11 protein-coding genes and 1 pseudogene are annotated in these 12,585 nt (G+C 62.6%); 11 read left to right on the top strand and 1 reads right to left on the bottom strand.

Translation table 11 applies throughout. The features are described from left to right. Positions 1-168 precede the first annotated feature (168 nt). A pseudogene (locus tag ACTFO6_RS08490) lies at positions 169-1,129 on the bottom strand (transposase). A 609-nt stretch (positions 1,130-1,738) separates the two neighbouring features. Between ACTFO6_RS08490 and flhD the strand changes: the two are divergent. The 11 genes from flhD to flhB all read left to right on the top strand — a co-directional run bounded on the left by flhD (position 1,739) and on the right by flhB (position 12,585). Further along, on the top strand, positions 1,739-2,059 hold the full coding sequence (flhD, locus tag ACTFO6_RS08485) for a flagellar transcriptional regulator FlhD (RefSeq protein ID WP_439934021.1): 321 nt from the start codon (positions 1,739-1,741) through the stop codon (positions 2,057-2,059). A 17-nt stretch (positions 2,060-2,076) separates the two neighbouring features. Further along, positions 2,077-2,613 (top strand): flagellar transcriptional regulator FlhC, encoded by a 537-nt coding sequence (gene flhC / locus ACTFO6_RS08480; protein ID WP_439934020.1) that lies wholly within the window; start codon positions 2,077-2,079, stop codon positions 2,611-2,613. Between the two features lie 191 nt (positions 2,614-2,804). After that, complete coding sequence (motA, locus tag ACTFO6_RS08475; protein WP_439934019.1) at positions 2,805-3,665, top strand: flagellar motor stator protein MotA; 861 nt, start codon at positions 2,805-2,807, stop codon at positions 3,663-3,665. 13 nt (positions 3,666-3,678) lie between these two features. Beyond that, positions 3,679-4,659: a flagellar motor protein MotB gene (motB, locus tag ACTFO6_RS08470; RefSeq protein ID WP_439934018.1), complete on the top strand. Its 981-nt coding sequence runs from the start codon at positions 3,679-3,681 to the stop codon at positions 4,657-4,659. Positions 4,660-4,700: 41 nt separating this feature from the next. Beyond that, entirely contained in the window at positions 4,701-6,356 is a 1,656-nt protein-coding gene (locus ACTFO6_RS08465) for a methyl-accepting chemotaxis protein (RefSeq protein WP_439934017.1), read from the top strand. Between the two features lie 18 nt (positions 6,357-6,374). Then, positions 6,375-7,340, top strand: a complete 966-nt coding sequence (locus ACTFO6_RS08460; RefSeq protein WP_439934016.1) for a chemotaxis protein — start codon at positions 6,375-6,377, stop codon at positions 7,338-7,340. 19 nt (positions 7,341-7,359) lie between these two features. Continuing rightward, entirely contained in the window at positions 7,360-8,295 is a 936-nt protein-coding gene (locus tag ACTFO6_RS08455) for a chemotaxis protein (RefSeq protein WP_439934122.1), read from the top strand. Between the two features lie 36 nt (positions 8,296-8,331). Next, on the top strand, positions 8,332-8,727 hold the full coding sequence (gene cheY, locus ACTFO6_RS08450) for a chemotaxis response regulator CheY (RefSeq protein ID WP_439934015.1): 396 nt from the start codon (positions 8,332-8,334) through the stop codon (positions 8,725-8,727). A 2-nt stretch (positions 8,728-8,729) separates the two neighbouring features. Beyond that, entirely contained in the window at positions 8,730-9,485 is a 756-nt protein-coding gene (gene cheZ, locus ACTFO6_RS08445) for a protein phosphatase CheZ (RefSeq protein ID WP_439934014.1), read from the top strand. Positions 9,486-9,531: 46 nt separating this feature from the next. After that, positions 9,532-11,289: a chemotaxis protein CheA gene (locus tag ACTFO6_RS08440; protein ID WP_439934013.1), complete on the top strand. Its 1,758-nt coding sequence runs from the start codon at positions 9,532-9,534 to the stop codon at positions 11,287-11,289. Positions 11,290-11,430: 141 nt separating this feature from the next. Continuing rightward, positions 11,431-12,585, top strand: a complete 1,155-nt coding sequence (flhB, locus tag ACTFO6_RS08435; RefSeq protein WP_439934012.1) for a flagellar biosynthesis protein FlhB — start codon at positions 11,431-11,433, stop codon at positions 12,583-12,585.

Genomic DNA, 12,585 nt, shown 5'->3' with positions numbered 1-12,585 from the left:
CACTCGTTCTTTGCTCGATCGGTAAAGCCTAACAGGGTGTTGATAAATGCCCGTAACATCAAGTCGCGTGTCTCTCGACGCGTCCCGGACTGCCGGATCGGTGCCGGCAGGGGCGTTGTTTTGTTCCTTCATGGTAATCCCGTTACCTTTTTGGCTTTTCGGGCGGACTCATCCCGTCGCGGCCGTATGCAATCGCGCCATTCTCAGCAGGTGGTAGGCTGCCCCGACCAGGTAGGCGGCCATCCGGGTCTTGGCCTGCCCGATGAAGCGGGTCTTTCGCCATCCCCCGATGGGCTTTATCCAGCCGAAGATCTCCTCGATGCGTTTGCGCTGACCGATGGCGTAACCGCTGTGCCGGGTAGTGCGAGCATCGAGGCCCGGGGTGGCGCGGCCCACGATGCGGGCGACGTGCGGGGCAATGCCTCGGCCGCGCAGCCGCTTCACGAACGCCTTGGTGTGATAGCCCTTGTCGGCGCCGAGCGTGCGCAGGCGGCTTCGGGCCTGGCGCCGTCGGTCCACCAGCGCTGTTCCCGCTTGGGGTTCGGCGAGGGTTGCCTCGGTAATCGCGATGTTCACAAGCAGCCCGTGGCGGTTTTCCATGAGCGCGTGCGCCCCGTCGGCCAGTTTCGCCGGCTGGCCGCTGCCCTTCCGCATGAGCTTGGCCTCGGGATCGGTCGTGGATTCGTGGGTCGAGTTGCTGCGTCGCTCGCCGCGGAAGTCGACCATGCCACTGCCGTCGTCCCCGTCCCGGGGCGGCGTGCCCTCCTTTCTTTTGAAGTTCTTGCACGAGTCCCAGGCCTCGATCATCTTGCCGTCCACGGTGAAGTGCTCATAAGCGCGCGCGGTTTAAGGAGAAGGCCGAAGGGTCGAAGGCTCGTGTCTCGAGCTCCATGTCGGGAAACCAGCGAAACAGCCCATTGTAGTCGAGCCTCCCGCAGAAGAGCCGCTCGGATCGGACCGAGGAGAGCGCAATCAGCAGGCTTGCCTGCAAGCAGCCGCTCGGGCGCGATCGAGGGCCTCCCCCCTCGGCCTACATCGCGTCAAAGGCCGCGCTCATCGAGGCGAGGGCTGCATCGGCTTGGCGCTTGATCGCCCGCAGCGGATGCTCGGTCGGAATGCGCTCTTCGATCGAGACAACCTGCTAATGCCGACACGGGGCGACCTAACCGATGGGTGAAGGAGACTGCGTTCGGGCTTGGAACGACAGACGAGAGCATGCAGGGGCACGGTGGCTGACGAAAACGGAGACAGGAAATGTCGAGATCCGGACGGTGCGAAAAGCGACGCTTCTTGGGCTCGCCCCTGACCGTGGGGGCAGCTTTCGTGGGTCTGCGTTCCCGGCCTTGACGAGCTTGATGCCAGGAAGAGGGGCTACGGCCGGTTGGCAGCGGTCTCGAGTTGAGGCATGGGTCAAGATCGCTGCGGCCCGCCAGGCCTGTACCCGCGAAGCCTGGGTCTTGCGCTAAAGATTATCGATCTTTCGCCGTAAACCCGGTGGACGCGGCCGCCGAAAATCGTCGGATCCGACGCGTGATCATGGCCTTGCTTGCGCCGCCAGCGCGAAGCGTGGGACGCGCGCGTCCTGCGTTTGTCAGAAAAATTCCTATCCGTTGTGCCGGCACGATTCGTACGCGAGATACCGTCGCCTTCCGATTGGCCCATTGCGGGTTTTTTCGCAAAGTGTGGCCGTCGGTCCGCCCGTGCGGGCTGAAAATGACCACATGAAGGGAGGCAAACCATGGACCAGAATCGATGGATAGAGGAGATTCGCGAGCTCAACCTTGCTTATTTGCTGCTTGCCCAGCAGATGGTCCGGCAAGATCGGGCAGCGGCTTTGTTGCGTCTGGGCATCGGCGAGGAGATGGCCGATATCCTCGCCGCGCTAACGCCTGGACAAATCAGCAAGATGGCAGGCTCTAACCTGTTGCTGTGCCGTTTCCGCTTCGACGACAGCCTGATTCTCGATATGCTTTCCAGCTACACCAGGGACCGCATGCTGGGGGCTTCCCATGCCGCAATCCTGCTTTCCGGCCAACCGGCGCCGACGGTGACTGCCTGAGCTTGGAGTGAAAAGCGATGAAAGGCAAGAGCATCGTATCCGACGCGGCCGAGGTGCAACTGGCGGTGGAGCTGATCCGTCTCGGCGCGCGCATGCAGCTTCTGGAGGCGGAAACCTGCTTAAGCCGCGAGCGGCTGCTCAAGCTTTACAAGGAAGTGACGGGCACTTCCCCGCCAAAGGGTATGCTGCCCTATTCTACCGATTGGTTCATGGCCTGGCTACCCAACGTCCACGCTTCCCTGTTCGCCAATATCTACCGTTATCTGGTGCACAACGCCCACCTCGAGGGCATTCGGGCCATCATGACGGCCTACCGTCTGTATCTGGAGCACGTACAAGCCTACGGGCTTACCCGGGAGCTATCTCTCACCCGGGCCTGGACCCTGGTGCGCTTCATGCTTGCGGATTTGCTCACCACCACCCCGTGCAAGCGCTGCGGCGGCCATTTCGTGGTCCATACCCACGAGCTCTATGACCGCTATGTGTGCGGGCTGTGTTTTGTTCCGTCCAGAGCCGGCAAGACCCGTCGCGCAGCCGAGGCTGCGGCGGCCTGAATCCCTTAAACCACCTTTGACCCTGCTCGTTCCTGGCTGATTGTCCCGGCGGGGAGCAAAGTTTGGCGGAAAAAAAAGACCGGTAACCGGTCGCTATTTTCCTGATCGCCATCAGCCTTCTCTTGCTACGCTGCGATTGCGCTAAAACCAAACCCCTGCGCGCGGCCGATCGGCCGCCATTGGAAAAACCCATGCTGGTGATCCTCGGCTACATCGTAGTAATGGCATCGGTCTTCGGAGGCTACGCCCTGGCAGGCGGCCACCTGGGCGCCATGTTTCAGCCGATCGAGCTGCTCATCATCGGTGGGGCGGCGCTGGGTGCCTTTGTCGTGGGCAACTCGGGCAAGGTGATCAAAGCAACGCTCAAGGCGCTGCCCGAGGCGCTCAAGGGGGCGAAGTACGACAAGGCGGTGTACATGGAGCTCATGGGCTTGTTGTACGAAGTGCTGGCCAAAGTGCGCAAAGAAGGGTTGATGTCCATCGAGAACGACGTCGACAACCCGAGGCAGAGTGCGCTATTCGCCAAGTATCCCAAGATCCTCGCCGATCAGCATGTGCTGGAGTTTCTCTCTGACTACCTGCGGCTGATGGTGGGCGGCAATCTGAATGCCGTGGAGCTGGAAAGCCTTATGGACAGCGAGATCGAGACCCACCACCACGAGGGCGAGATCCCACCGCGCGCCGTGCAGAGGGTCGCAGACGGCTTGCCGGCATTCGGCATCGTCGCGGCGGTGATGGGCGTGGTGCACACCATGGGTTCAGTGGGGCTACCGCCTTCGGAGCTCGGGGTGCTGATCGCCAAGGCGCTGGTCGGCACCTTCCTCGGCGTCTTGCTCGCTTATGGCTTCGTCGGGCCTCTGGCCGGCGTGTTGGAGCAGCGGGCCCAGGAATCCAGCAAGCTCCTGCAGTGCGTCAAGGTGACGTTGCTCGCCAGCCTGAACGGGTACGCGCCGGCGCTGGCGGTGGAGTTCGGGCGCAAGGTCCTCTACTCGACGGAGCGGCCGTCGTTCTACGAGCTGGAAGAGCACGTCAAACAGGTCAAAACGCGCTGAGAAAGGCGGTCCCATGGCGGGAGAAGCGGAGCGGACCTTCATCATCAAACGCCCGAAGAGGGTGGTGCATGGCCATCACGGCGGTCAGTGGAAGATCGCATATGCGGATTTCGTCACCGCCATGATGGCGTTTTTTTTGCTAATGTGGCTGCTCGGCTCCACGACCAAAGGCGATCTTGAGGGCATCGCTGAGTACTTCCGAACGCCGCTAAAAGTGGCGCTCATGGGAGGATCCGGCAGCGGCGACAGCTCCAGCGTGATCAAGGGAGGAGGCCAGGATCTCACCCGTTCTGTGGGACAGGTCAAGCGAGGAGATCTCCCCAGCGAGAAGCGAATCATCAACCTCCAGGCCGCCGAGGCCGAGCTGGCGCGCGCCGAGCTGGAGCGGTTAAAGGCCCTTAAGGCAAAAATCGAGCGGGCTATCGAGGCGAGCTCGCTGCTCAAACAATTCCGAAGCCAGATCCGTCTCGATCTCACGGACGAAGGCCTGCGTATACATATCGTGGACGAGCACAACCGCCCCATGTTCGACCTCGGCAGCGCACGGCTGAAACCATACACCCGTGAGATCCTGCACGAAATCGGTCGAGTCTTAAACGAAGTAGACAATCGGGTGAGTATCTCCGGGCATACCGACAACAAGCCTTACGCGCTAGGCGAGCGCGGCTACAGCAACTGGGAACTTTCCGCCGACCGGGCCAACGCCTCGCGCCGCGAGCTCATCGCCGGTGGCATGCGCGATGACAAGGTATTCCGAGTGGTGGGCGTGGCCGATTCGATCCCCCTGGATAAGTCTGACCCGTCGAATCCGGCCAATCGGCGCATCAGCATCGTTGTCCTGAACAAAAAGACCGAAATCTCGCTGCTCGAGGAGCGGGCTGCGATCGGAGTGGGCCAGGGAGAGGCCGCAGCCCAGCTATTGCCGGAAAAGGGCGGAGGGGCGGAAGCTGGGCCTAAAGAAACGACTCCGGCGGCCGATAAACAGATCATGTAATTGGAAGGCCAAGCACGGTCAAGACAGAAGGGGGGAAGCTGATGAAATGGATCAACGATGCACCGCTGCGTATGAAATTGTTCGTACCACTAGCGCTGATCATTGTTATGCTGGCGGCCTTGAGCGCCGTGGGCGTCACACGGCTTGCGCTGCTCAACGGCAAGGTCAAGGATCTGTCCGAGGTGTATATCGTCGCCCTGGATAAGCTAGTGCAGGCGGACCGGGATCTGCAGCAAGCGTTGGTGGCAGAGCGCAGCTTGCTGTCGGTGGAAACCGACAGCGAATTTTTCGCTAAGTTCGAAAAAGATTACCGCGACAACATAGCCCAAGCCCGGGACCGGGTGCAGCAATACACCAAACTGATCGGTGACGAAAAGGCCAACCAGGCACAGCAAAAGTTCGAAGCGTTGCTGGAGGCGTGGAACAAGACGTCCATGGCCACCCTGGAGATGGTACGCAAGGCTGATTATGCTAACCGCTTCGCGGCGATGACTACTTCGGTGTACAAGGGAACCGCAGAATTCGATGAGATGCGCAAAGTGCTGGACGACGAGGAAGGCCGGCTTGAAGCTACAGTGGCAAACCACCGCCAGCAAGCTCGGGAGGCTTACCATTCCGCGCGCCATGCGCTCATCGCAACAGCGATCGCAGGCCTGGTGGTCTGCGTGCTGGTGACGGTTTTCTTGCCCATGGGTATCGTGCGGCCGGTGCGCGCCATCAGCCAGGTGATGGCCGAGCTCGCCGATGGCCACGGGGACCTTACCAGGCGTATGCCTGCGGGGCGCAAGGACGAGATCGGGCGGCTCGCTCAGGATTTCAACCGCTTCATGGATAACCTGCACGAAATCGTGCAACAGGTGCACGCAAGCTCCGAGCAGGTTTCCAGCGCCGCGACCCAGCTCTCAGTCTCCTCGTCCCAGGTAGCGAGCGGCTCGCAGAACCAGAGTGAGGCCGCTTCCGCCACCGCCGCGGCGGTCGAGCAGATCACCGTGAGCATCTCGGCAGTGGCGCAAAGCGCCGAGGAAGTGCACCAGATGTCCCGTGACGGTCTGGAGCGAACCCGCAAGAGCAACGAAGGGCTGAGCCAGCTCCTGGGCGAAGTTAGTCGCGTGGAAGCGGCGGTCAAAGCCATTGCCGCGGCTGTCGAACAGTTCGTGCGCAGCACCCAGGCCATCACCGGCATGACAAAGCAGGTGAAAGATATCGCGGAACAGACTAATCTTCTGGCGCTCAACGCTGCCATCGAGGCGGCCAGGGCAGGCGAGCAAGGAAGGGGTTTTGCCGTGGTGGCCGACGAAGTGAGAAAGCTGGCGGAAAAATCCGGACAGGCGGCAAACGAGATCGATGGCGTCACCCAGATTTTGGGCGAGCAGTCAGCGCACGTGGAGAAGAGTATTGCCCAGGGTTTGGCCTCTCTCGCCTCCAGCCAGGAACACGTGGAGCGGGTGGTGGCGTTGCTCGCTGAGGCCAACCAGGCGGTGGAGCGAGCGAGCCAGGGGGTGAACGACATCACTACCTCGGTCAAGGAACAGACCGCGGCAAGCAACGACATCGCGCGCAACGTGGAGAGCATCGCTCAGATGGCGGAGCAGAACAGCGCCGCGGTACGCGAAACCTCCGAGGCTGCCCAGCACCTGGAGAATCTGGCAGCGACGCTGAAGTCCTTGGTTTCCCGTTTCCGCATCGCTGCGGCCTGAGGCGTTGGGGAGGGAGCCGTGTCGGAGCTGCTGCGAAGCGTTGATGCCCGCACTCGCCTGGCGGGTACCAATCAGCTGGAGATTCTGCTGTTCACGCTGGGGCAGGACGTCGCCACCGGCCGGCGGGAAACCTTTGGCATCAACGTGTTCAAAGTGCGGGAGGTGATGCGGGCACCGCAGATCACCCGCGCCCCCGAGATGCCCGAGGGGATTGAGGGCATGGTGAGCCAGCGGGGACAGCTCGTTCCGGTGATCGATCTCGCCCATTTCGCCGGCATCGTCCACGAGATGCCTCCTCGGATCCTGGTGGTGACGGAGTATAACGCCCACGTGCAGGGATTCTTGGTGGAGGGGGTGGATCGCATTCTGCGTCTGGACTGGGGCGCCGTGAAGGCGCCGCCGGAAATGCTTATTTCCCGTCACGGAGGGCTGGTGACCGCGGTGATCGAGCTCGGCGGCGGACGGCTGGTAATGATGCTGGACGTGGAGCGCATTCTGTCCGAAACCACCCGCTACGACGAGGGACACTTGTATCAGGGTATCGAGCCGGTGGATTTGTCCGGTTGCACCGTGCTTTTCGCCGACGATTCCTCGGTTGCGCGCAGGCAGATCGAACGCACGCTGGATACCATGGGCGTGCGAGGACTTGGCGCGGTGAACGGGCGCAAGGCATGGGAAGAGCTGAACCGGCTCGCCGAAGCCGCCGAGGCGACGGGGCAGAGGCTTGCCGACACACTGCACGCGGTGGTCACCGATATCGAGATGCCGGAGATGGACGGATTCATCCTCACCCGAAAGATCAAAAGCGATCCACGTTTCGCCGGCATCCCGGTGATCATGCATTCATCTCTATCGGGTAGCTCTAATCGGCAATTGGGTAGCTCGATGGGCGCTGACGACTACGTGTTCAAGTTTGAGCCGCGCCTGCTGGCGCAGGCACTGGTGCGGCTGCTGAAGCGGCGGTCGCTCCAGGCACACGCTTGAGGGGGTGGCGATGAACTCGATGCAGCACTCTCAGGATTCCGCGTCCGCTGGCGCGGTTATAAACCGTGCGCGATCGGCCGGCTACAACCGGATGGAGATATTGCTCTTCACCCTGGGCAGCGGCGAGATCTTCGGCATCAACGTGTTCAAGGTGAGGGAAGTCAGCAAAGCACCGAAGATCACCCCCACTCCTTACGCCCCGCGGGGCGTAGAGGGAGTCATCTCCCTGCGAGGCCACGTCATCCCGGTGATCGACCTAGCCGCCTTCGTCGCGCCCAGAGTAGGAGCACCAAAGGGCGCGACCATGCTGGTAACGGAGTTCAGCCGCCATACCCAAGGATTCCTGGTGGAGGCGGTCGATCGCATTGTGCGGGTGGACTGGGACCAGGTGAAGCAGCCAGAGGACATCGTGGCGGTGGAGGGAAACTTTATCACCGCTCTTACTCGGCTTCCCGACGGGCGGTTGGTGTCTATCCTGGACGTGGAGCAGGTGCTGGCAGTCGCCCTCGGCGAGCCTACGGTGCCAGAGCTTGCGCCGCTTGCCGCACCCATGGAAGGGATGCTCTTCTTTGCCGACGATTCTGGCACTGCCCGGCGGATGATCGTACAAGTGCTCGAACGTCTCGGCGCGCGCTATCAACAGGCCAGGAACGGAGCGGAAGCCTATGCCCGCCTGAAAGCCATGGCCGACCAAGCCGAGCGGCAGGGGGTGCCACTCAAGCGCGAGTTAAAGCTCGTGCTTACCGATGCCGAAATGCCAGAAATGGATGGCTACGCCCTCACCCGCCAGTTGCGGGCCGACACGCGTTTCGACGGTGTCCCGGTGATCATGCACTCGTCACTGTCTTCATCGGCCAACCGGGCCCTGGGGCAAAGCGTGGGTGTAGACGCTTACGTAAGCAAATTCGACCCCACGGTGTTGGCGGACACCTTGCGACCATATCTCTCCCGTTGAGAGCTGCTCGACCGATCATTAACTGGAGCAAAGGCGATGAGCGACCCGAACACAAAATTCCTGGTGGTGGACGACTTTTCCACCATGCGCCGCATCGTCAAGAACCTGCTCAAGGAGCTTGGGTTCAACAACGTGGAGGAGGCCGAAGACGGTGCCGAAGCTCTCGCCAAATTGCGCGCTGGCGGCTTCGGTTTCGTCATCTCCGACTGGAATATGCCCAACATGGACGGCCTGACCCTGCTCAAGGAGGTGCGTGCCGACAGCCGGCTAAAGGATCTGCCCGTCCTCATGGTAACCGCCGAGGCGACCAAAGACAATATCATCGCTGCAGCCCAGGCAGGCGCGAGTGGCTACGTGGTCAAACCTTTCACTGCCGCCACTCTGGGAGAGAAGCTGGAGAAGATTTTTAAGAAAATGGAACAGGCGGCTTGATCATGAATGCTATCGACGCAGGCGCCACGGGCGCCGAGGATCTGGAGGCGCTGTTTGACGCTGTGGCCGAGCAGCGCAGGCACAATGCTTCTGCCCCGGTAGCCCAAGGCAAGGAGCCGGCGGCCCATGATGCCCAATCCTGTCCGGCGGGGGAGGTGATGAGCCGGTTGGGGCAGCTCACGCGGGCGTTTCACGATGCGCTGCGACAGTTGGGCTACGACCGTCTGCTGGAGCAGGCTGCCCAGACCATCCCAGACGCGCGGGACCGGCTGAACTACGTTGCTGCCATGACCGAACAGGCGGCGGAAAGAGTGCTGAACGCCATCGAAGCGGCCAAACCTATCCAGGAGCGGCTGGGCAGACAGGCCGAGGACTTGGCCACGCGCTGGGACGCCCTGTACGAGGGACGGCTTGACGTGGAGGGCTTCAAGCGGCTCGCGGCCGAGACCCGCGCGTACCTGAAAGAGGCCACTGTGGACGCGTACGCCACGGGGGAAAAACTGTTGGAGATCATGATGGCCCAGGACTTCCAGGACCTTACTGGCCAGGTGATCAAACGCATCGTGGAGTTGGCGCGTAACCTGGAGAGCCAGCTCGTGCAACTGCTGCTGGATATTTCCCAAGGAGAGATCAAGCCGGCCGCGCCGCTTGGAGCCGATCGCCTGCTCAATGGGCCGGTCGTCAATCCCGGCGGGCGCGATGACGTGATGACCAGCCAAGACCAGGTGGACGAGCTGTTGGAGAGCCTGGGATTCTGAGTCTACCACGACGAACGGGAGAGAGGCGATGAGCGGATTCTCTGGCATGGAGGACATGCTGCAGGAGTTCCTGCAGGAGGCAACCGAACTCCTCAATGAGGTTGATCTGAAGCTGGTGGATTTGGAGCGGCGACCCGACGACCGGGGGCTGCTCAACGAAATCTTCCGCGGTTTTCACACCATCAAGGGCGGAGCGGGTTTTTTGAACCTGACGGCGCTGGTGGAGTTGTGCCACCGCACTGAAAATCTATTCGATAAGCTGCGCAGTGGTACCCTCGCCCTCACTCCGGAAATGCTGGATGCGATTCTCTGGGCCACGGCGTCGGTGCGCGCCATGTTCGACGAGCTGACCCAGGGCCGGCCGCCGGCCGAGCCGGAGGCGGCACTGCTCTCGGCACTGGAGAGCGCTGCCGAAGGCGATTCACGCCCTCGCGAGCCGTTGCCCGGCCCTCGTGAAGACATCGACTGGGCGGCGTTGCACAAGGCGGTGGCCGAGGACGCAGTTCCCACAGGCGCGGCGCCCGATCAGGCGGCAGATGGGCAGGCGCCCGGCCGAGCAGCGCGCAACGACGCCGAACGGATGCCGTCCGCCAAGGACACGAGCATCCGGGTCGATACCGACCGGCTCGACTACGTGCTTACCCTGTCTGGGGAGATCGGGCTCACCAAGAACCGCTTGACGGCGCTGCGCAATGATCTCCTCAAGGGGCGCGTCGATGCGCACACCCTGAAGGCGCTCGACGAGGCGGTGAACCAGTTGGATCTGATGGTGGGCAATTTGCAGAACGCGGTGATGAAGACCCGCATGCAGCCCATCGGCCGGCTGTTCCGCAAATATCCCCGTGTTGCCCGGGACCTGGCGCGCCAGCTCGGCAAACAGTGCGAGCTCATTCTTTGCGGCGAGGATACAGAGATCGACAAGACCATGATCGAGGATCTGAACGATCCGCTGGTACACTTAGTGCGTAACGCCGTGGACCACGGGGTGGAGCCACCCGAGGAGCGGGTGCGACTTGGCAAGCCGGCGAAGAGCGAAATCCGGTTAGAGGCACGACAGGAGGGCGACCACATCCTTATTGCCGTTTCCGATGACGGCCGGGGCATGCGTCCAGAGGTGATCCGCACCAAGGCAGTGGCAAAGGGCCTGATTTCTGCGGAGGAGGCGGACGCGCTGGATGAACGCCAGGCCTTGAACCTGATCTTTCTTCCCGGCTTCTCTACCAAGGATCAGGCCTCGGACGTCTCGGGTCGCGGCGTGGGCATGGATGTGGTGAAGACCAACATCGAGAAGCTCAATGGTGCAATCAGCATCGAGTCCGAGCCCGGCAAGGGCTCCTGCTTTACCATCCGCCTTCCCCTCACGCTCGCGATTCTGCCCGTACTGGTGGTGCGCCTCGGCGGACAGCCGTTTGCCCTGCCCCTATCCCTGGTGCAGGAGATCCTGACGGTAGCTCCAGGGGACGTACAACGGGTGGGGGGCCGCCCCACCATGGTCATACGTGGAGAGGTATTGCCGGTGCTGTCGCTCGCTGACCTCCTCCAGTGGCCAGAAGGCCGCGCGGGCGAGGTGGGCGTGGTCATTCACTTGGGAGGACGGCAGTTCGTGCTTACGGTGAATGGCTTTGCCGGACGCGATGACGTGGTAATCAAGTCGCTCGATTCGTTCCGGCCCAAAGGGGTCGCCGGCGCCACTCTGTCCAGCGAAGGGGAGGTGGTGCTGATCCTGGATCTGTCTCAGCTCCTTGCCGGTCGAGAAGGGCTGGTTGCCAGCCGCGCCCCCGTGCCGATGTCCCTCGCCGCCTGAAGACGGCGGTCCTACCCGGCGCCGCGCATCGCCGAATTGACGCCCGATCCCAGGCCTATTCTGCGTATGGAGGTTTTTGCCTTCTCGCCATAATCGTCGGCACCAGGGGCGTTCGAGCTTCGCCCCGTCACTGCATACATCATGGCCGACGAGAACGATCTCGAACGTACAGAACCGGCCTCGCCAAGGCGCCGCGAGGAGGCCCGCAACCAAGGGCAGGTGCCCCAGTCGCGGGAACTGGCCAGCCTGGCGATGGTGGGTGGCGTAGGCGCACTGCTGTGGCTCGCGGGCGCCTCATTGGTCTCTCGCGTCGGCGCCACCCTGGCCCACGGTCTTACCGTGGAACGGGAGCTCGCCTTCGACGCACACCTGCTGCTGCCGCGCCTTGCCCGTTTGACGGTCGAGGCGCTGGTGGCACTGCTGCCCATTGCAGGGGCAGCGCTTGTCTGCGCTCTGGTGGCGCCCATCGCGCTGCGCGGCTGGATCCTGAGCGCCAAGGCCCTTACTCCGGATTGGAACCGCTTGGATCCCGTTAAGGGTCTGAGCCGCATGTTTTCCCTGAGCAGCCTCGTGGAGCTCGCGATGTCGGTGGCCAAAGCGCTGCTGGTGGGTGGGGCTGGCGCTTGGGCCCTGTGGAGCCAGCGCGATACCCTGGTCGGCCTTGCTTTCCAGAGGCCGGGCGCTGCTTTTTCGAGCCTTGCCGCGGTGCTCGCTCTCAGCTTTTTCTGCCTGGTAGGAGCGATTGCCCTGGTGGCCCTGGTGGACGTGCCCTTTCAGCTTTGGAACTACGGTCGCCGGTTGCGGATGAGCCGCGAGGAGGTAAAGCGCGAGCACAAGGAGACCGAAGGGGATCCCCAGATCAAAGCGCAGGTGCGCGCTCGCCAGCGGGAGGCGGCGCGCCGTCGGATGATGGCGGAAGTCCCGAAGGCGGATGTGGTGGTGGTGAACCCCACCCATTACGCCGCGGCGCTTGCCTACCAGGAAGGTCGCATGCGGGCGCCGCGGGTGGTGGCCAAGGGCGCGGGGCTGCTCGCCGCGCGCATCCGTGAGGTGGCGCAGGCGCATCAAGTGCCAGTGCTTTCGGCTCCGGCGCTCGCCCGTGCCCTGTACTATCATGCGGAGCTGGGCGAGGAGATTCCCGAGGCCCTCTATACCGCCGTAGCTGAGGTACTGGCCTACGTGTATCAGCTGCGGCATGCCCGCGTCTACGGTCGGGCGTTGCCACCTTTCGGAGAAGTGCCGATCCCCCCGGGAATGGACCCTCACGCCGAGGATCCTGAGCGGAAGAGCGGGTAA

The organism is Pelomicrobium sp. G1 (genome assembly GCF_051905455.1).
GTDB lineage: Bacteria > Pseudomonadota > Gammaproteobacteria > Burkholderiales > UBA6910 > Pelomicrobium.
The sequence above is the reverse complement of the archived record's forward strand: the minus strand, read 5'-3'. Positions and strand labels throughout refer to the sequence as shown.